This is a genomic window from Hydrogenophaga sp. H7 (assembly GCF_002025745.1).
GTDB classification, from domain to species: domain Bacteria; phylum Pseudomonadota; class Gammaproteobacteria; order Burkholderiales; family Burkholderiaceae_C; genus Hydrogenophaga; species Hydrogenophaga pseudoflava.
In genome coordinates this window covers 252,039-270,283 of record NZ_MCIC01000012.1, presented here as the reverse complement: position 1 = coordinate 270,283, position 18,245 = coordinate 252,039, and the positions used below count along the sequence as shown (strand labels likewise).

Sequence of the window (18,245 nt, the reverse complement as noted above, 5' to 3'; positions counted from 1 at the left end):
ACCATGCTCATCCATGACCCAGGACAAGCTCGACCTCCTCATCGACCTGCACCAGCCCAACCCCCGCCAGGGGCCGGGCGGCGACGCACAGACCGAACTGGCGCTGCGCCTGACCGGGCTTGACCCGGCGGCGCTGCTGACTGTGGCCGACATCGGCTGCGGCACCGGTGCCGCCACGCTCGCGCTGGCCCGGCTGCTGCCGCAGGCGCAGATCACCGCGGTGGACTTTCTGCCACCGTTCCTGACGACGTTGCAGCAGCGCAGCAAAGCCGCCGGGGTGGCCGATCAAGTCACACCACTGGCGGCGTCCATGAGCGAACTGCCGTTTGCCGACGCGCAGTTCGACCTGCTCTGGTCCGAGGGCGCGATCTACAACATGGGCTTCGAGAACGGCGTGAAGAACTGGCGGCGCTTTCTCAAGCCCGGTGGTGTGCTCGTCGCCTCCGAACTCACCTGGACCACGAATACCCGCCCGGCCGAACTGCAGGCCTTCTGGGACGCCGCCTACTCCGAAGTCGCCACCGCCGCGGACAAGATCCGCGTGCTGGAGCGGCACGGCTATTCGCCACTGGGCTATTTCGTGCTGCCCGAGACCTGCTGGCGCGACGCCTACTACCGCCCGCTGCAGGCGGGCTTCAATGACTTCCTTTGCCGCCACGGAAACAGCGAGGCCGCACGGGCGGTGGTGGCGGAACACGAGCAGGAGATTGCGCTGTACGAAGCAAACTCGATGTACTTCGGCTATGGCGTGTACGTCGCCAGGCGGATCACATTTCCGCAGACATCCCACCTGTTCCCATGACGCTGCCCTTCGAATACCAGAACCCCACGCTCCAGTTCGAGCGCTTCATGGTCGACGCCCGCAACTGCGCCGGGCTGCCCACCACCAACATGGCCTGGAACATGGTGGTGGGTGTGCTGCACGCGTTCCGCCGGCGACTGACCGTGCCGCAGGCCCTCGCTTTTGCGGCCGTGCTGCCGCCTGTGATCCGGGCGATCTTCATCGAAGACTGGCCCTTTGACCAGGCGCCGGTGCCCTTTGGTGGGCCGGACGAGTGGCTGGCAGACGTGCGCGCCGTGCGCACGGAGCACAACTTCTCGCCCGCCGACTCGGTGGTGTCCGTGGCAACGGCATTGCGGCGGCATGTGGATGTGGTGGCATTTGAGAGGGTGCTGGCGCAGCTGCCACCTGAGGCTCGCCGGTACTGGCAGGCGAGACCTACCCCATGACACCCACCCGGCTTCAACTCCAGCGCTGGCAATCGCTCACCGGAGATCAGCGCGAGCGCGTGCTGGCCCTGCACATCTCGCCCGAGCAGATCGAGTTCGCCGGCACCACCGCGCAGGCCGTTTCGGTGTGCGAAGGCGCCTCGCCGGACGAGGTGGCCGGCCTGGCCATTCTGGAATCGGAAACGCCCATCGGCTTTGTGCTTCTCAGCCGGGGTGCCCGGTTGCCGGACTGGGCGCCCGCAGGGGCTGCCGCGCTCAGGGCCATGCGCATCGACAGCCGGGAACAGGGGAAAGGCCACGGACGCGCTTCGCTGGCACTGGTGGCTGCATGGGTGTCGGAACACTGGGTGTCCTGCAGCAAGCTCGCACTGTGCGTGGACGACCAGAACCTGGCAGCCCGGCGCGCCTACGACGTGGCGGGGTTCACCGAGTACGCGGAACCCAGGGCAGGGCGCATCGGGCTGGTGCGGTACTTGTTGAGGTCTTTGGTCGGGCAGCGGCTTACCGTGCACGATTCAGGCGGAATGGGCGCGACGGGCCGCACATCCCAGCGTTCTTCTTTGTAGTGGAGTCCTCATGACTGTCGACCTGAGAGTCTTTCAACGACTGCTTCCATTGCTGTTCGCAATGTGCGCGACCCATGCAGCATCGGCGTCTGAGAGTTTGCGCACCGATGGCATCTATCGCAGTGAAGTGCAAACCAATGCGGATGGTGTGGACTACATCAGCCTGTTGCGATTCGCCGCAGACGGGCGCGTGTTTCTATCGCACGTTTCAATGCCAGCCAGGCAGGAGCGTGTGTGTGAGTGGTTCAAGCCTGAACTGGAGGCACCTCACTGGTCCAAGGGCGCGAGCTATCGGCTGGAAGCCCAACGGCTTAGCTTCAGAACAGACTCTCCAAACGCCACAACCTTGTTCGACGGACTGGTGGACTCCGGCGTGCTGATGATGCAGTTGAGGGTGCCGACGAAGCTGGATCTGACCTATTCGTTGACATTCAGGTTCGCTCCCTGTCCGTGACAACAAGAAGGGCTGCCTCTGGCAGCCCTTTCTATTGAGCGACAACCCGGTCAGTTCGCAAACGCCGCAATACCGGTGATCGCACGGCCCAGGATCAGCGCATGCACATCGTGCGTGCCTTCGTAGGTGTTCACCACCTCCAGGTTCACCAGATGGCGCGCCACGCCGTATTCGTCGCTGATGCCGTTGCCGCCCATCATGTCGCGCGCCATGCGGGCAATGTCCAGCGCCTTGCCGCAGCTGTTGCGCTTGAGGATGCTGGTGATCTCCACCGCGGCGGTGCCTTCGTCCTTCATGCGGCCCAGGCGCAGGCAGCCCTGCAGGCCCAGGCTGATCTCGGTCAGCATGTCGGCCAGCTTCTTCTGGATCAGCTGGTTGGCGGCCAGCGGGCGGCCGAACTGCTGGCGGTCCAGCACGTACTGGCGGGCGCGGAAGTAGCAGTCTTCGGCGGCACCCAACGCCCCCCAGGCGATGCCGTAGCGGGCGCTGTTCAGGCAGGTGAACGGGCCCTTGAGGCCACGCACCTCGGGGAAGGCGTTTTCTTCCGGCACGAACACCTCGTCCATGACGATTTCACCGGTGATGGAAGCGCGCAGACCGACCTTGCCATGCACGGCCGGGGCGGACAGGCCCTTCCAGCCCTTTTCCAGAATGAAGCCGCGGATCTGGCCGCCATCGTCCTTGGCCCAGACCACGAACACGTCGGCGATCGGGCTGTTGGTGATCCACATCTTGGCGCCGGACAGGCTGTAGCCGCCGTCGACCTTGCGGGCGCGGGTGATCATGCTGCCGGGGTCGCTGCCATGGTTGGGTTCGGTCAGGCCGAAGCAGCCGATCCATTCACCGGTGGCCAGCTTGGGCAGGTACTTCTGCTTCTGTGCCTCGCTGCCGAATTCGTTGATCGGCACCATCACCAGCGAACTCTGCACGCTCATCATGGAGCGGTAGCCGGAGTCCACACGCTCCACTTCGCGCGCCACCAGGCCGTAGCAGACATAGTTCAGGCCGGCGCCGCCGTACTGCTCGGGGATCGTCGGGCCCAGCAGGCCCAGCTCGCCCATCTCGCGGAAGATGGACGCGTCGGTGGTCTCGTTGCGGAAGGCCAGCTGCACGCGCGGCAGCAGCTTTTCCTGGCAGTAGGCGCGGGCGGCGTCCTGCACCTGGCGCTCGTCGTCGGTGAGCTGGGCGCTGAGGTGGAAGGGGTCTTCCCATCTGAAGGTGTTCTTGCTCGTGGCCATGGTGCGGGTCTCCGGTGGAAAGGGTGGAAGGTCTTGGTTGGGCGAGATTGTCGGGCGACCATGAATAGCTGTCTAATATTGATTGCCGATTGATCAATACACAAAGCAGATTCATGGAATTCCGCCACCTGCGCTGTTTCACCGTGCTCGCCGAGGAGCTGCATTTCGGCCGCGCAGCCCAGCGGCTGGCCATGACGCAGCCGCCGCTGTCCATGACCATCCAGCAGCTCGAAGCCGACGTGGGCGCGCGCCTGTTCGAGCGCAACAGCCGCGGCGTGGCGCTCACCGCGGCCGGGCTGGCCTTTCTGCCGCGCGCGCAGGCGCTGCTGGAGCAGGCGGCGCTGGCCGCACGCGAGGCGCGCGACGTGGGGCAGGGGCTGGCGGGGCAACTGCAGATTGGCTTTGCCGGCACCGTGCTCTACCGCGGCCTGCCGCAGGTGCTGCGCGAGTTCGCCGCCGCGCACCCGAAGCTGCGCCTGGCGCTGCGCGAACTCAGCAGCAGCGAGCAGCTGGTGGAGCTGGTGCACGACCGGCTGGACCTGGGCTTCGTGCACACCACGCGGGTGCCCGCAGGCTTCTCGCAGATCCTGGTGTCCAGCCAGCCTTTCATGGCCTGCCTGCCGGCCGGTCACCCGATGGCGAAGAAGCGCAAGCTGCCCTTGCAGGCGCTGAAAGAGGAGTCCTTCGCCATCGTCATGCGCGCGGTCTCGCCCGACTACCACGACCGCATCCTCGCCGCCTGCGCCGACGCGGGGTTCGAGCCCGCGCTGGGCTTCGAGCTGCGGCACTGGCTGAGCGTGGTGTCGGTCATCGCGCAGGGTCTGGGCGTGGGGCTGGTGCCCGCGGCGCTGCAGCAGGCCGGGCTGCCGGGCGTGGTGTTCCTGCCGCTGGAGCAGCCGCTGGCGCCCTACGACACGCACTGCCTCTGGCGCACCGGGCGCGACCAGTCGGCGCTGGGCGCGTTCCTGGCGGCGGTCCAGCGCGCGGCCGCACCCGCGTGAGGGTGTAAGACCCGCCGCCAGCGCGCGACCAAGGCGGGTGCGACACTCGTCGTCGCTGCAACGAACCTACGGAAAGGACACATCGATGGAAACGCTGGTACTGGGCGGTGGCTGCTTCTGGTGCACCGAGAGCGTCTACAAGGAAGTGCGCGGCGTGACCGACGTCGAGTCGGGCTACAGCAACGGCCAGGCACCGCGGCCCAGCTACGAAGACGTGTGCACCGGCCTGACCGGCTGCAACGAGGTGGTCAGACTCGAATACGACCCCGAGCAGGTGAGCACGCGCGAGCTGCTGGAGATCTTCTTCGTGGTGCACGACCCGACCACCCTGAACCGCCAGGGCAACGACGTGGGCACGCAGTACCGCAGCGGCATCTACTTCACCACCGAGGAACAGCGCGCCACCGCGCAGGCGCTGATCGACGAGCTGAAGGCCGACAACGCCTTCGGCCGCCCCATCGTCACCGAGGTGCTGCCACTGGCGAACTACTGGCCCGCCGAGGACTATCACCAGGACTTCTTCGAGCGCAACCCGCACCAGGGTTACTGCATGGCGGTGGCGGCGCCCAAGGTGGCGAAGTTCCGCAAGACGTTTGCACGCCTTGCCCGTTGAGGCTCAGCCGCGGGCCAGCTTCGACTGCAATCTCGGCCAGAGCACGATCACGGCCAGTCCGCTGAGCACCAGGGCGCCCGCACCCAGCTTCCAGCCCGGCAGGGCCTCGCCCAGCGACAGCGCCGAGGCGCCCATGCCGAACACGGGCACCAGCAGGGCCAGGGGCGTGACAGTGGCGGCGGGGTGCCGGGCGAGCAGCCAGTTCCAGACGCCGTAGCCGAACAGGGTGTTGCCCAGCGCCTGCCACAGCACGCTGCCCCACACCACCGCGTCGGCGCCTTGCAGGGCCGCAGTGATGGCTGGCACCCCTTCGGTCAGCACGGAGATGACCAGCAGCGGCGGCACCGCGAACGCGCTGCTCCAGACCATGAAGTGCAGCATGTTGACCGGCCCGAGCGACTTCACGACCAGGTTGGCGCAGGCCCAGAAGAAGGCCGCACCGATCACCAGCATCAGACCCAACAGGGTGACGGTGGCGTCCAGATGCGCGGCGATGACAGCCAGCCCCGCCAGCGCCAGCAGCAGGCCCATGACCTGGAAACCGCGCACCCGCTCGCGCATCAGCACCAGGGACATCCCGATGGTGAAGAACACCTGGATCTGGACGACCAGCGAGGCCAGCCCGGGCGAGATGCGGCCCTGGATGGCGAGGAACAGCAGGCCGAACTGGCCCACGCCCAGCAGCACACCGAACGCGGCCAGCTTGCGCCACGGCGCGGTGGGGCGCGGAATGAACAGCAGCCAGGGCAGGGCCGACAAGGCAAAACGCAGCGTGGCGAACAGGAAGGGCGGCAGCCCGTCCAGTCCCCAGCGGATGACGACGAAATTCGTGCCCCATACAAAGACGACTGCGAGGGCGAGCAGAAGGTGGGAGGGGGGCAATCGGAGCTCCGCGGACGGTGGGGAGGGCAGTGTATCTGGCAGCTCCGGTGTCCCGAGTTCTGGAGCGCGTCGCCGTCCGCGCCTGAGGCGGGCTGGCGATCAGTGCCCGAGCACGGCCCGGGTCATGGTCTGTGTGTTCGCGCGCATCAGGGCCACATAGGTGCTGGCCGGGCCGCTGGCGTCCGACAGCGAGTCGGAGAACAGCGCGCCCGCCGGCTTCACGCCCGTCTCGCGGCCGATCTGCTCGATCAGGCGCGGGTCGGAAATGCTTTCGACGAACAGGGCCTTGATCTTTTCCTTCTTGATCTGGCGCACCAGCTGGGCCACACCTTTCGCGGACGCTTCGCTGTCGGTGTTCACACCCTGCGGTGCCAGGAAGGTCACGCCGTAGGCCTTGGCGTAGTAGCCGAAGGCGTCGTGCGAGGTGATGAGCTTGCGCTGCCCGGCCGGGATGGCGGCCCAGGCGGTCTTGATCTCGGCGTCCAGCGCCTTGAGCTGGCCGGTGTAGGCCTCGGCGTTCTTCCTGTAGCTGTCGCAGCCGGCGGTATCGGCGGCGCACAGGCCCTTGGCGATGTTGGCGACGTAGGTGATCACGTTGGGCACCGATTGCCAGGCGTGCGGGTCGGCCTCGCCGTGGTCGTGGTGACCGTGTTTTTCTGCCTTGTGGTCGTGCCCGTCCTCTTCGGCTTGTATGGGCTGGATGCCCTGGCTCACCACCACCGCCTGGCCCTTGTAGCCGGCGGTCTTCAGCAGACGCTGCATCCAGCCCTCGAAGCCCAGCCCGTTGGCGAACACCACCTGGGCCTGCGCCACCTGTTTCGCGTGCGAGGGCGAGGGCTGGAACACGTGGGCGTCGGCACCCGGGCCGACCAGCACGTCCACCTGCACGCGCTCGCCACCGACCTGGCGCACCAGGTCGCCCAGGATGCTGAAGCTGGCCACCGCCTTGACCGGTGTGGCTGTGGTCTGGGCGAGGCCCGGCAGGCCGAAGCTCAGGGCGCCGATGGCGGCGGCAGCAGCGAGGAGGTGGTGGCGACGGCGCAGGTTCATGGCGGTAGTCCTTGAATGGGTGAGACAGGGGAAGGGGTCAGGCGCGCAGGTGGCGCGGATGGGGACGGCGCTGGCGCAGCAGGCCGCGCGGCGCAAAGGCCATGGACAGCAGGTAGACCGCGCCCAGTCCGAGCACGATGACCGGGCTGGTGGGCCAGTCGGCGTGGTAGGACAGCAGCAGGCCGGCGACGGATGTGAACAGCGCGATGGCGGTGGCCACGGCCACCAGCGGGCCGACGCGCCGCACCCAGAAGCGCGCGCTGGCGGCCGGCAGCACCATGATGCCCACGGCCATCAGCGTGCCCAACGCATGGAAGCCGGCCACCAGGTTGATCACCAGCAGGGCCAGGAAGCCGACATGCGCGACGCTGCCCAGCCCGCTGACCTGGCGCAGAAAGCCCGGGTCCAGGCAGTCCAGGATCAGCGGCCGGCGGATCAGCAGCAGCGTTGCCAGCGTCACGCCGGTGATGGCCCACAGCAGCGCCAGCGCCGCGCCGTCCAGTGCCAGCACGCTGCCGAAGAGCACGTGCAGCAGGTCCACGTTGTTGCCGCGCACCGAGACGATGAGCACGCCCAGCGAAAGCGAGATCAGGTAGAAGGCGGCCAGGCTGGTGTCCTCGCGGATCAGCGTGTGGCGCGCCACCAGGCCGGAGCCGATGGCCACCGCCAGGCCGGCGACGATGCCGCCCACGGTCATGGCCGCCAGCGAGAGGCCGAACAGCAGGTAGCCGATGGCTGCGCCCGGCAGGATGGCGTGGGCCATGGCGTCGCCCGTCAGGCTCATGCGCCGCAGCATCAGGAACACGCCCACCGGCGCCGCCGACAGCGCCAGCGCGATGCAGCCCAGCAGGGCCTGGCGCATGAAGCCGAATTCGATGAAGGGGCCGACGATCAAGTTGCCTTCGTTCATGGTGTGGCCTCCAGCGCCGGCCTGTGGGCGTGGCGGTTGACTGCCTGTGAGTCGGCGTCGCGCGAGCCGGTCTCGCATTCATCGGCCCGATCGTCGAAGGGTTCGCGCAGCAACTGCGCACGCGCCCAGTTCGCGTCGGTCAGCACCTCGGCGGTGGCGCCCCAGGCCACCGGCTCGCGCGCCAGCAGCAGGGTCCGCGGAAAGTGTGCGCGCACCTGGGCGGTGTCGTGCAGCACGGCGATCACCGTGCGGCCCTGGCGCTGCCATTGGTGCAACAGGGCCAGCAGGTCGGCGGTGGTGCGCTGGTCCACCGCGGCAAAGGGCTCGTCCAGCAGCACCACTGGCGCGTCCTGCAGGATCAACCGCGCGAACCGCGCGCGCTGCAGCTGCCCGCCCGAGAGTGTGTCCAGCCCGCGCGATTCGAAGCCCGAGAGGCCGACCGCGGCCAGCGCCGCGTCGCACTGCCGCCGGTGTTCCGCGTTGAAGCGTCCGAGCGCGCCGACGCGGCGCCACAGGCCGCTGGCGACCATGCCGCGCACGTCGATGGGAAAGCTGGCGTCGAGCTCGCTGTGCTGCGGCAGCCACGCGATGTGCCCGCGCCGCAGGCCTTCGATGTGGCCCGACAGCGGCGCCAGCACGCCGGCCAGCGCCTTGACCAAGGTGCTTTTGCCGGCACCGTTGGGGCCGACCACGGCCACCAGCGCGCCGGGTGTGATCTGCAGGCTCAGGTGGTGCACGGCGGGGTGGCGCTCGTAGCCCAGCGTCAGGTCGCGAAAGGTGATGGTGGGGGCTTGGGGGCCGGGCATGGGGTGGGGTGCTGTGTACACTGTTGCAACTCAATTGCGATAGCGGAGATGTTAACGCAACATTGTTGCAATAATGGAGGCCTGCCATGGCGACCCGATCCAGCCCCAAAGAACCGGTGACCGTGCCGGCCGAGATCCAGACCCGTCTGGAAGCCGCCGGCCTGCGCCGCACCCTGGCCACGCGCGCGGTGCTGGGCCTGTTCCTGGCGAACCCGCAGGGCACGCTCAGCCACGCCCAGGCCCTGGCCTCGCTGCAGACGCGCGGGCTGGACATCAACCGCGTCACCCTCTACCGGCTGCTGGAACGCCTGGCCGCCTGCGGCGTGCTGCAGCGCCAGACCGACGACGACGCGCGCACCTGGCGCTTCCGCCTGGCCGACCTGGGCGACGATGGCGCGGCGCCGCGCTTCGAATGCGACGCCTGCCACCGCCAGTTCCGCCTGACCGGGGCGAGCGAGCCGGCGCGGGCGGTGGCCGACGAGCTCATGCGCACGCTGGCCGGTATGGGCCACCGCGGCCTGCGGCTGGACATGGCGGTGCACGGCACCTGCGCCGATTGCGCCGACCCCTCGGACGGCACGGCGATGGAGCCGTCACGGTGATCGAAACCCGCGAGCTCGCCTTTGCCTACCCGCAGGCGCCCGTCCTGCGGTTTCCCGATGTCGCGGTGCCCCAGGGCGGCACGCTGCTGCTGCGCGGACCCTCGGGCAGCGGCAAGTCGACCTGGCTGGCCCTGGTGGCCGGCCTGCTCACGCCATCGTCGGGCGAGGTCGTGGTGGCCGGGCAGGCGGTGCACGCGCTGGCGGGCGCGGCCCGCGACGGCTGGCGCGCGCGCTGCCTGGGCTTTCTGCCGCAGAAGCTGTTCCTCAGCGAGGCGCTGTCGGTGGCCGACAACCTGGGGCTGGTGTTCTTCGCTGCCGGACAACCGGTGGACCGAGGCGCCATTGGTCGTGCGCTGGCCGATCTGGACCTCACGGCGCTGGCCGGTCGCAAGCCTTCGCAGCTCTCGGGAGGCCAGGCGCAGCGGGTGGCGCTGGCGCGGGCGCTGCTGCTGCAGCCCCGGGTGCTGCTGGTCGACGAGCCCACCGCCAGCCTGGACGACGAGGCCTGCGGGGCCGCTCTGGACCTGCTGCAGCGCTGCGCCGCCGGGGCCGGGGCGACGCTGGTGATCTCGACCCACGACGCGCGCCTGATGCAGGCGCTGCCGGGCGCGCAGACGCTGCGGCTGGCGCGGGAGGGCACGGCGTGAACGTGTTGTCCCTGTCGTGGCGCTACCTCTGGTCTCGCCCTTTGTCCACGGCGCTCAACCTGCTGCTGCTCACACTGGGCCTGGCGTCGATGGCCTTCGTGCTGATCGCGCAGCACCAGGTGGACCATGCCTTCGAGCGCGACCTGCAGGGCATCGACGCGGTGGTCGGCGCCAAGGGCAGCCCGATGCAGCTGATCCTGGCGGGCGTGTTCCACATCGACGTGCCGCCCGGCAACATCCCGCTGGACGAGGTGAAGAAGCTGCAGGCACACCCGCAGGTGGCCCAGCTGATTCCGCTGAGCCTGGGCGACAACCTGCAGGGCTTTCGCATCGTCGGCACCACGCCGGACTACGCGGCGCACTACGGCGTTGCCCTCGCGCAGGGCGCGTTCTGGACCGCGCCGATGCAGGCGGTGCTGGGCACGCAGGTGGCGCGCGCCACCGGGCTGGCCCTGGGCCAGAGCTTCGTTGGCGCGCACGGCCTGGGCAGCGGCGGTGCCATGCACGGCGAGGCGCTGTACGCGGTGAGTGGTGTGCTCGCGCCCTGCGGCTGCGTGCTCGACCGCCTGGTGCTCACTGCCACTGAATCGGTGTGGCAGGTGCACGACGACATGCACGCCACCGACGACATGGACGAGGAAGACCGCGCGGCCATTGAGGCCGACCGCGAGGTGACGATGGCCCTGATCCGCTACCGCACGCCACTGGCGGCGGCCAGCTTCCCTCGCTTCATCAACGACAGCACGCCGATGCAGGCGGCCTCGCCAGCGGTGGAGATCACGCGGCTGCTGAGCATGGTCGGCGTCGGCACGCGCGTGCTGCAGGGGCTGGGCGCGGTGCTGCTGGCGGTGGCCGGGCTGTCGGTGTTCATCGCGCTGTGGGGCGCGGTGCGCGAGCGCCGGCACGACCTGGCGATGCTGCGCATGCTCGGTGCACCGCCGGCCCGTGTGGGCGCGCTGGTGCTGTGCGAGTCGCTGTGGCTGGCGCTGCTGGCCTGCGCGCTGGGCCTGCTGGCCGCGCACGGGCTGACCGCGCTGGCGGGACAGATGCTGATGGACCAGCAGTCGCTGGCCATCGCGGGCTGGCAGTGGGTGCCCGCCGAAGGCTGGGTGCCGCTGCTGGCACTGGGGGTGGCGGTGGTGGCGGCGCTGGTGCCCGCCATCAGCGCCTATCGGGTCGACGTGACCCCGTTGTTGAACACAAGGTGAAACCGATGATGAAGAAGACCGCACTCTGGCTGGCCCTGTCCGCCTGCATGTCCACCGCCGCGCTGGCGCAGCACTCCGACCAGGAGATGAAGGAAGACATCCAGCGCCACCGCGCCATGGCCGCTGCCCACGAAAGCGCGGCCAAGTGCCTGGAGACCAGGAAGGACGAGAAGGTCTGCATGGCGGAACTTCAGGCGGCGTGCAGGGGTCTGGCGATTGGCAAATACTGCGGGATGAAGCACGCGCATTGATGGCCCACCCCCGCGCCGCGCTTCGCGCGTCACCCCCTCAAGGGGGCAACGCGTGCGGCCCGGCGGAGCCGGTTCCGCCGCGTTCTGGAAGCAGTCACTTCTCTTGTCATGAATCTTCTTTTTCGTTGTCTCTTGTTGCCGCTCGTCTGTGGGTCTGGGCTGGCGTTTGCGCAGCTGACGTCGCCGATTGGCACGCCTGCGGCGCCGGCTGCCGGGGCTGCAGCCGATCCAGCTGTGCCGCCGCATGTGCAAGGGCAGGGGGCGGGTGTGCACAGCCCGCTGTCGCCTTTTGCGCCGCTCAAGCCGCGCGAGGACGTGGTGCCCTGGTCGTTGCTGACCGACATCAAGACCGAGGTGAAGAACAAGCGCATCACGCCGGTCTACACGCCGGGTGTGCAGGCGCTGAACCAGAAGACGCAGAAGGTGCAGGGCTTCATGCTGCCGCTGGGACCGGGCGAGCAGCAGCGCCACTTCCTGCTGGCCTCGGTGCCGCCGACCTGCTCGTTCTGCACGCCCGGCGGGCCGGAAAGCATGATCGAGGTCCGCACCAAGGCGCCGGTGAAATACAGCCTCAACGCGGTGGTGGTCGAGGGCACGTTCCACGTGTTGCAGAACGACCCCTACGGCCTGTACTACCGCATGACCGAGGCGGTCGGCGTGAAATGACGGGCGGGGTACGATCGCCCGGGTGAACCTCGCCAGCCACCCCGTCGTCGCCTCCCTCACCCCCGTCTTCCTGCTGATCGCCCTGGGCTACTTCGCCGGGCGGCGCGACTGGATCCGCGAGTCCGCGGTGAGGGACCTCTCCAACCTGGTCTTCCTGCTGCTGATTCCGGCGCTGCTGTTCCGCACCATGAGCGGCGTGCACGTGGAGACGCTGGACCTGCGGCCACTCGCCGCGTATTTCCCGGCCGCGCTGCTGCTGCTCATCGTGTCCATCGCCTGGCGGGGCTTCAACCGCTCCAGCGTCGTCATGGCCCTGGGTGGGGTGTTCTCCAACATGGTGATGATCGGCATCACCCTGGTCGAGCTGGCATATGGCAAGGCGGCGCTGGTGACGCTGCTGACCCTGGTGTCGGTGCATGCGCTGATCCTGCTCACCGTGGGTTCGGTGGTGCTGGAGCTGGTGGTCGCCCGCGAGGCGCGCGAAGGCGGCGAGCGCGCGCCGCATGTGCTGGAGACCGCCTGGTCGGCCTTCAAGGGGGCGCTGATCCACCCGATCCCGCTGCCCATCATCAGCGGCCTGCTGTTCGCCCAGACCGGCTGGAGCCTGCCGGCCGTGGTCGACAAGCCGCTGCAGCTGCTGGGCAGCGCCTTCGGTCCGCTGGCGCTGGTTCTGGTGGGCGTCACGCTGGCGCGCACCCCGCTGGGCGGACACCTTAAGCCCGCACTGTGGATCACGGCGTCCAAGAACCTGCTGCTGCCGCTGCTGGTCGGCGTGTCGGCCTGGGCCTGGGGCATCACTGGTCTGCCCCTGACGGTGATGGTGGTGGCCGCGGCGCTGCCGATGGGCGCCAACGTCTTCCTGTTCGCGCAGCGCTACGAGGTGGCCGAAGGCCTCACTACCGCTGCGATGGGCCTGTCGACCGTGCTCGCGCTGTTCACGCTCAGTGCCGTGATGCTCCTGATGACATACGTGAACTGATCCGGTCGGAGCGGGGGAATTGGCCAAGAACACCGCAGAACCGGCTTCGCCGGGCCGCAGGTGTTGCCCCTTGAGGGGTGACGCGCGCAGCGCGGCGCGGGGTGGGCCAGCCTACTGGCTGATCTTGCGGGCCTCTTCGACCTGGTACTCGAAGTAGCGCTGGATGCCGAAGGCCAGGCTGCCCATGAAGGCGATGGTGCCCACCAGCAGGCTCAGCACCAGCGCGCCGATGGTCAGCCAGTTCGTGGCACCCGCGCTGTCTTCGGGCTGTGCCTGCGGGTTGAACCAGCCGTTCCAGCGCGGCCGCTCGCTCAGCGCGTAGACGATGCCGGCCAGGCAGCTGATGGCGATGCTCATGCCCAGAAACGGGATCAGCAGCCACGACAGCACGTCGTCCTGCCCGAAGGCGCGCACCCGCTCGACGCCCCACCAGCCCAGCGCCGACGCGATGGGGTGCAGCCAGCCGATCCAGTCGCCCAGGCCGCGCAGGTAGAAGCGGTGCAGACCCAGGTGGCCGCCCAGCACGGCCAGCCAGACGGCAAGGGTTTTGCTCTTCTGACGGCTCATGCCTCGCCCTCGGGCGGTGTGCGGTCGCCTTCGCCGATGGCGCGCTGCATCATCACGATGTCCAGCCAGCGCCCGAACTTCCAGCCGCAGGCCTGGACCACGCCGACCTGCTCGAAGCCCAGGGCCTTGTGCACCCCGATGGAGCCTGCGTTGGCCGAGTCACCGATGACCGCCATCACCTTGCGGATGCCGCCGCGCTCGAGTGCGGCCAGCAGTTCGGCCAGCAGCGCGCGCCCCAGCCCCTTGCCGGCCGCTTCGGGTGCGAGGTAGATGGAGTCCTCCACCGAAAAGCGGTAGGCCGGCCGCGGTTTGAACCAGTTGCCGTAGGCATAGCCCAGCACCTCGCCAGCCTCTTCGGCCACCAGCCAGGGCAGTCCCTTGTTCAGCACGTCGGCCCGGCGGGCGGTCATCTCTTCCAGGGCGGGGGGCGTGGTCTCGAAAGTGCCCGTGCCGTGCAGCACGTGGTGGGCGTAGATGCGGGTGATGGCAGGCAGGTCGTGCTCGGTGCTGGGGCGGATCAGGGGCATGGACGGGACAGGAAATGAGGGCTTGGGTTCTTGAGCCGGCTGGTTATAATGGCAGGCTTTGCAGCGTTTCGCTGGCCGGGTGGTCAGTCGTGTGTCTCAAGCGCTGCGAGAAAACACTGTCACGCGTTGTGCCGGTGTTCACCACCACCCGAAGGATAAATCATGGTCGTCATTCGACTTTCCCGCGGCGGCTCCAAGGCCCGTCCGTTCTACAACATCGTGGTTGCCGACAAGCGCAACCGCCGCGACGGCCGCTTCATCGAGCGCATCGGCTTCTACAACCCCCTGGCCAGGGGTGGCGAAGAGCCCCTGCGCATCGCCCAGGACCGTCTGACCTACTGGACCGGCGTCGGCGCCGAGCCGTCGGACACCGTGGCCCGTCTGGTCAAGCAGGCCGCCGCCAAGGCCGCTGCCTGATCTCCCTGCGTTCGCAGTGATCCCCTCGAACGGCCCGTTCGAAGCATCGCCCCTGCCGGCGGATGCGGTCGAACTGGGCCGTTTTCTTGACGCCTGGGGCGTCAAGGGCTGGGTCCACATCCAGCCGCACAGCGCCGACACCCGTGCGCTGTTCGAATCACCCGACTGGTTCCTGCTGCCGCCCGAAGCTCGTTTCGCGCGCGGCTTTTCGGCGTTTCCGGGCCCGGTGCGTGTGCACGTGGCCGAAATCAAGGTGCATTCCGATGGCATCGTCGCCCGCCTGGAGGGTGTGGTGGATCGCAGTGGTGCCGAAGCGCTCAAGGGGGCGCGCATCCATGTGCCGCGCAGCGCCTTTCCCGCCGCCGCTGACGGTGAGTACTACTGGGTCGATCTGATCGGTCTTGACGTGGTCAACCGCGAGGGCGTGCACCTGGGTGTGGTGCGCGACCTCATACCCACCGGCCCGACCTCGGTGCTGGTGATGGAATACACCGAGACCGTGGACGGTGTCGAGAAGACGGCCGAGCGCATGGTGCCCTTTGTGGCGGCCTACATCGACGATGTGGACCTGAACGCCCGCCGCATCACCGCCGACTGGCAGACCGACTACTGACCGGAGCGCGCCATGCGCTTTGACGTCATCACGCTTTTCCCCGAACTCTTCGAGCCCTTCTTCCGCAGCGGCATCAACCGCCGGGCGTTTGAATCGAAGCAGGTCGACGTGCGCCTCTGGAACCCGCGTGACTTTGCAGAGGGCAACTACCGCCGTGTGGACGACCGGCCTTTCGGCGGCGGACCCGGCATGGTCATGATGGCCGAGCCCCTGTGGCGCTGCCTGCAGGCCATCCGCGCCGACCGCGCCGAACCAGAGGGCGCCCGTGCGCCGGTGGTGCTGTTCTCGCCCATCGGCCAGCGGCTGGATCACGCCTTGGCGGTCGACTATTCGCAAAGCGCGGGCGCGGTGCTGGTCTGCGGGCGCTACGAAGGCGTCGACCAGCGCTTCATCGACGCCTGCGTGGACCGACAGATCAGCCTGGGCGATTTCGTGCTTTCGGGCGGCGAGATCGCCGCCATGGCCTTGCTGGACTCGGTGGCGCGCCTGATGCCGGGCGTGCTGGGCGACGAGGGCAGCCACCAGCAGGACAGCTTCAATCCGGCGCTGGACGGCCTGCTGGACAGCCCGCACCACACGCGGCCCGAGGTGTGGGAAGGGCCACAAGGCCCCGCGGCGGCCCCTGAAGTGCTCATGGGCGGGCACCACGAGCGCATCGCGCGCTACCGCCGGGAGCAGAGTCTGGCGCTCACTGCACGCCAGCGGCCGGACCTGCTGGCGCAGGCGCGGGAGGCTGGGCGGCTCACGCCGGGCGACGAAGTTTTCCTGCGCTCCTTGAAAAAGCTATAATTCAAGGCTTTTCGATCCTCTGGCCGGCCGTTGTGACCGGTGACCACCACTGCGGAGGTCAGGGAATTGCAGCCTCTTGTGTAGCGCGGCCATGATCGGTAAACAGGAAACCATGAACCTCATCCAGACCCTTGAGCAGGAAGAAATTGCTCGCCTTGGCAAGACCATCCCCGCGTTTGCCCCTGGCGACACCGTGATCGTCAGCGTGAACGTGATCGAAGGTACCCGCAAGCGCGTGCAGGCCTACGAAGGCGTGGTGGTGGCCCGTCGCAACCGCGGTCTGAACTCCAGCTTCATCGTGCGCAAGATCTCCAACGGCGAAGGCGTCGAGCGCACTTTCCCTCTGTACAGCCCGCTGATCGCTTCGATCGAAGTCAAGCGCCGCGGTGACGTGCGCCGTGCCAAGCTGTACTACCTGCGCCAGCGCAGCGGCAAGTCGGCCCGCATCAAGGAAAAGCTGGGCGCGTAAAAGCGCACAGCTTCGGTCAGAAGCCGGGCTCCTGATGGCCCACCTCGAAAAGCCGCTCACCCGAGCGGCTTTTTTGTGCCTGTTCCATACTCGTCCCCATGTCTTCCTCTGCGCCAACGCGCTATCCACCCACCTTTGATCCACGCCAGGTGCCCGTGCTGCACGGTGCCGAGGGGCTGGCAGCAGCGCCGGCCGGACGCCTCACTCCAGAAGGGCTGCGGGAGCGTTTTGCGCGTCCCCCCGTCTGGACCCCGGAGCTGGTGCGCGAGCGCCGTTTCACCGACCGGGCACCAGCGCCGGCGGCCGTGCTGATCCCGCTGGTGGTGCGTGAGCGCTTGGGGCTGTTGCTGACGCAGCGCACGGCCCACCTGTCCACCCACTCGGGGCAGATCGCGTTTCCGGGGGGCAAGGTCGATGCCGAGGACCGGGATGCCACTGCAGCGGCGTTGCGAGAGGCCCAGGAGGAAATCGGTCTCGAACCGGCGCATGTGGAGGTGCTGGGCCGCCTGCCGGAATACGTGACGGGCACGCAGTTCCACATCACACCGGTGGTGGCGCTGGTGCAGCCCGGTTTCACGCTTCTGCCCAACCCCGGTGAGGTGGACGACGTGTTCGAGGTGCCGCTGGACTTTCTCATGGATCCGGTCAACCACCGCCGCCATGGTTTCGAGTGGAACGGCGAGATGCGGGAGTGGTACTCGATGCCGTACCAGGAGGGCGCGACAGAGCGCTTCATCTGGGGCGCCACCGCCGGCATGCTGCGCAACCTGTATCGTTTCCTCACCGCCTGAGGCGCCAGGTCCCGCAGGGCGCTCGCTATCATCGGGCCATGATCTTTTTTGCCATCCTGCTGGCTTTCCTGATCGAACAGGCGCGTCCTCTGTCGATCGACAACCCTGTGTTTGCTGGTCTGCGGAGCTGGGCCCGGCTGGTGCGCCGCAACCTGGACACCGGCCAGGCGGTGCACGGATGGCTGGCCTGGGGCCTGGCCACCATGGTGCCGGCCCTGCTGGCGACCCTGGTGTACTGGGGCCTTTGGCAGTTCAGCAACGTGCTGTCGTTCGTCTGGCTGGTGCTGGTGCTCTACGTGACGCTGGGCTTTCGTCAGTTCAGCCACCACTTCACCGACATCCGTCAGGCGCTGGAGGTGGGCGACGACCTGCTCGCCCGCGAGAAGCTGGCGCAGTGGCTGCATGTGGAAACCAGCAGCCTGCCCCGGGCCGAGGTGCTGCGGCAGGTGATCGAACAGTCGGTGCTGGCCGCGCACCGCCATGTCTTTGGTGTGCTGGCGGCGTTTGTCGTGTGCTGGCTGCTCGGACTGGGGCCAGCGGGGGCTGTGTTCTACCGGATGGCCGAGTACCTTTCGCGCAACTGGCGGGGGCGCCCCGATGGCACGCCCAGCCAGGTCACCCAGCAGGCGGCGGTCACCGGGTGGCAGTGGGTGGACCACCTGCCTGCCCGTGCGACGGCGCTGGGTTTCGCGGTGGTGGGCAACTTCGAGGAGGCTGTGGCGAGCTGGCGGGGTGAGGCCGAACAGTTCGGTCCGGGCACCGATGGCGTGGTCCTGGCCGCCACGTCCGGCGCGATCAACGTGCGTCTGAACGCCCGCGAAGGAAAACCGGAAGAGGCCGAAGGAGTCGCGACCCGGCCCGAACCCCAGCTCGCCCATCTGGCCAGCGCGGTGGGACTGGTGTGGCGCAGCGTGGTGCTCTGGATGCTCCTGCTGGCCCTGTTGACGCTGGCCCGTCTGCTCGGCTGAG

25 protein-coding genes are annotated in these 18,245 nt (G+C 68.3%); 18 read left to right on the top strand and 7 right to left on the bottom strand.

Going from position 1 to position 18,245, the window contains the following annotated elements; all coding sequences use genetic code 11:
- The first annotated feature begins 13 nt into the window (after positions 1–13).
- Genes BC358_RS07800 through BC358_RS07785 form a run of 4 tightly spaced genes read left to right on the top strand, consistent with a single transcriptional unit; the run spans position 14 to position 2,250 of the window.
- Positions 14–802 (top strand): class I SAM-dependent methyltransferase, encoded by a 789-nt coding sequence (locus BC358_RS07800; RefSeq protein WP_079365376.1) that lies wholly within the window; start codon positions 14–16, stop codon positions 800–802.
- Positions 799–1,230, top strand: coding sequence for a DUF2267 domain-containing protein (locus tag BC358_RS07795; RefSeq protein WP_079365375.1), 432 nt, complete (start codon positions 799–801; stop codon positions 1,228–1,230). Before BC358_RS07800 ends, BC358_RS07795 begins: the two co-directional genes overlap by 4 nt.
- Positions 1,227–1,796: a GNAT family N-acetyltransferase gene (locus tag BC358_RS07790; protein WP_066158078.1), complete on the top strand. Its 570-nt coding sequence runs from the start codon at positions 1,227–1,229 to the stop codon at positions 1,794–1,796. The genes BC358_RS07795 and BC358_RS07790 overlap by 4 nt, the downstream gene beginning before the upstream one ends.
- Positions 1,797–1,806: 10 nt before the next feature.
- Complete coding sequence (locus BC358_RS07785) at positions 1,807–2,250, top strand: hypothetical protein (protein ID WP_079365374.1); 444 nt, start codon at positions 1,807–1,809, stop codon at positions 2,248–2,250.
- A 50-nt stretch (positions 2,251–2,300) separates the two neighbouring features.
- On the opposite strand, the gene BC358_RS07780 is transcribed toward BC358_RS07785, so the two are convergent.
- On the bottom strand, positions 2,301–3,488 hold the full coding sequence (locus BC358_RS07780; protein WP_079365373.1) for an acyl-CoA dehydrogenase: 1,188 nt from the start codon (positions 3,486–3,488) through the stop codon (positions 2,301–2,303).
- Positions 3,489–3,601: 113 nt separating this feature from the next.
- Between BC358_RS07780 and BC358_RS07775 the strand changes: the two genes are divergently transcribed.
- Together BC358_RS07775 and msrA are read left to right on the top strand one after the other, a co-directional pair.
- Positions 3,602–4,489 (top strand): LysR family transcriptional regulator, encoded by an 888-nt coding sequence (locus BC358_RS07775; protein ID WP_079365372.1) that lies wholly within the window; start codon positions 3,602–3,604, stop codon positions 4,487–4,489.
- A gap of 85 nt (positions 4,490–4,574) precedes the next feature.
- Entirely contained in the window at positions 4,575–5,102 is a 528-nt protein-coding gene (gene msrA / locus BC358_RS07770) for a peptide-methionine (S)-S-oxide reductase MsrA (protein WP_079365371.1), read from the top strand.
- 3 nt (positions 5,103–5,105) lie between these two features.
- On the opposite strand, the gene BC358_RS07765 is transcribed toward msrA, so the two are convergent.
- The 4 genes from BC358_RS07765 to aztA all read right to left on the bottom strand — a co-directional run bounded on the left by BC358_RS07765 (position 5,106) and on the right by aztA (position 8,750).
- Positions 5,106–5,984, bottom strand: coding sequence for an EamA family transporter (locus BC358_RS07765; protein WP_218669476.1), 879 nt, complete (start codon positions 5,982–5,984; stop codon positions 5,106–5,108).
- A gap of 99 nt (positions 5,985–6,083) precedes the next feature.
- Positions 6,084–7,034: a metal ABC transporter substrate-binding protein gene (locus tag BC358_RS07760; protein WP_079365369.1), complete on the bottom strand. Its 951-nt coding sequence runs from the start codon at positions 7,032–7,034 to the stop codon at positions 6,084–6,086.
- A gap of 37 nt (positions 7,035–7,071) precedes the next feature.
- Positions 7,072–7,944 (bottom strand): metal ABC transporter permease, encoded by an 873-nt coding sequence (locus BC358_RS07755; protein ID WP_079365368.1) that lies wholly within the window; start codon positions 7,942–7,944, stop codon positions 7,072–7,074.
- Positions 7,941–8,750 (bottom strand): zinc ABC transporter ATP-binding protein AztA, encoded by an 810-nt coding sequence (gene aztA / locus BC358_RS07750; RefSeq protein WP_079365367.1) that lies wholly within the window; start codon positions 8,748–8,750, stop codon positions 7,941–7,943. The genes BC358_RS07755 and aztA overlap by 4 nt, the downstream gene beginning before the upstream one ends.
- 86 nt (positions 8,751–8,836) lie before the next feature.
- Here aztA and BC358_RS07745 point away from each other — a divergent pair, with 86 nt between their 5' ends.
- The 6 genes from BC358_RS07745 (at position 8,837) to BC358_RS07720 (ending at position 13,103) form a co-directional block, all read left to right on the top strand.
- Entirely contained in the window at positions 8,837–9,352 is a 516-nt protein-coding gene (locus BC358_RS07745) for a Fur family transcriptional regulator (protein WP_079365366.1), read from the top strand.
- A complete protein-coding gene (locus BC358_RS07740) occupies positions 9,349–9,999 on the top strand; it encodes an ABC transporter ATP-binding protein (RefSeq protein WP_079365365.1) in 651 nt (216 codons plus the stop codon). The genes BC358_RS07745 and BC358_RS07740 overlap by 4 nt, the downstream gene beginning before the upstream one ends.
- A complete protein-coding gene (locus BC358_RS07735; RefSeq protein WP_143434221.1) occupies positions 9,996–11,207 on the top strand; it encodes an ABC transporter permease in 1,212 nt (403 codons plus the stop codon). The genes BC358_RS07740 and BC358_RS07735 overlap by 4 nt, the downstream gene beginning before the upstream one ends.
- 8 nt (positions 11,208–11,215) lie before the next feature.
- Positions 11,216–11,458 (top strand): hypothetical protein, encoded by a 243-nt coding sequence (locus BC358_RS07730; protein WP_079365564.1) that lies wholly within the window; start codon positions 11,216–11,218, stop codon positions 11,456–11,458.
- Between the two features lie 267 nt (positions 11,459–11,725).
- Positions 11,726–12,124, top strand: a complete 399-nt coding sequence (locus BC358_RS07725) for a DUF3299 domain-containing protein (RefSeq protein WP_245644721.1) — start codon at positions 11,726–11,728, stop codon at positions 12,122–12,124.
- 22 nt (positions 12,125–12,146) lie between these two features.
- A complete protein-coding gene (locus BC358_RS07720) occupies positions 12,147–13,103 on the top strand; it encodes an AEC family transporter (protein ID WP_079365363.1) in 957 nt (318 codons plus the stop codon).
- 111 nt (positions 13,104–13,214) lie between these two features.
- On the opposite strand, the gene BC358_RS07715 is transcribed toward BC358_RS07720, so the two are convergent.
- Positions 13,215–13,670 carry a TM2 domain-containing protein gene (locus BC358_RS07715; protein ID WP_079365362.1) on the bottom strand — a complete coding sequence of 152 codons (456 nt, stop codon included), beginning with the start codon at positions 13,668–13,670 and terminating at the stop codon, positions 13,215–13,217.
- Entirely contained in the window at positions 13,667–14,197 is a 531-nt protein-coding gene (locus BC358_RS07710) for a GNAT family N-acetyltransferase (RefSeq protein WP_079365361.1), read from the bottom strand. The genes BC358_RS07715 and BC358_RS07710 overlap by 4 nt, the downstream gene beginning before the upstream one ends.
- A gap of 162 nt (positions 14,198–14,359) precedes the next feature.
- Here BC358_RS07710 and rpsP point away from each other — a divergent pair, with 162 nt between their 5' ends.
- From rpsP to BC358_RS07680, 6 genes are all read left to right on the top strand, one after another.
- On the top strand, positions 14,360–14,614 hold the full coding sequence (rpsP, locus tag BC358_RS07705) for a 30S ribosomal protein S16 (RefSeq protein ID WP_066158114.1): 255 nt from the start codon (positions 14,360–14,362) through the stop codon (positions 14,612–14,614).
- Positions 14,615–14,630: 16 nt separating this feature from the next.
- On the top strand, positions 14,631–15,227 hold the full coding sequence (rimM, locus tag BC358_RS07700; RefSeq protein WP_079365360.1) for a ribosome maturation factor RimM: 597 nt from the start codon (positions 14,631–14,633) through the stop codon (positions 15,225–15,227).
- Positions 15,228–15,239: 12 nt separating this feature from the next.
- Complete coding sequence (gene trmD, locus BC358_RS07695) at positions 15,240–16,016, top strand: tRNA (guanosine(37)-N1)-methyltransferase TrmD (RefSeq protein WP_079365359.1); 777 nt, start codon at positions 15,240–15,242, stop codon at positions 16,014–16,016.
- Between the two features lie 112 nt (positions 16,017–16,128).
- Positions 16,129–16,485 (top strand): 50S ribosomal protein L19, encoded by a 357-nt coding sequence (gene rplS, locus BC358_RS07690; protein ID WP_066158120.1) that lies wholly within the window; start codon positions 16,129–16,131, stop codon positions 16,483–16,485.
- Between the two features lie 98 nt (positions 16,486–16,583).
- A complete protein-coding gene (locus tag BC358_RS07685) occupies positions 16,584–17,276 on the top strand; it encodes a CoA pyrophosphatase (protein WP_066158122.1) in 693 nt (230 codons plus the stop codon).
- 38 nt (positions 17,277–17,314) lie between these two features.
- Positions 17,315–18,244, top strand: coding sequence for a CobD/CbiB family protein (locus BC358_RS07680; RefSeq protein WP_079365358.1), 930 nt, complete (start codon positions 17,315–17,317; stop codon positions 18,242–18,244).
- Position 18,245 lies beyond the last annotated feature (1 nt).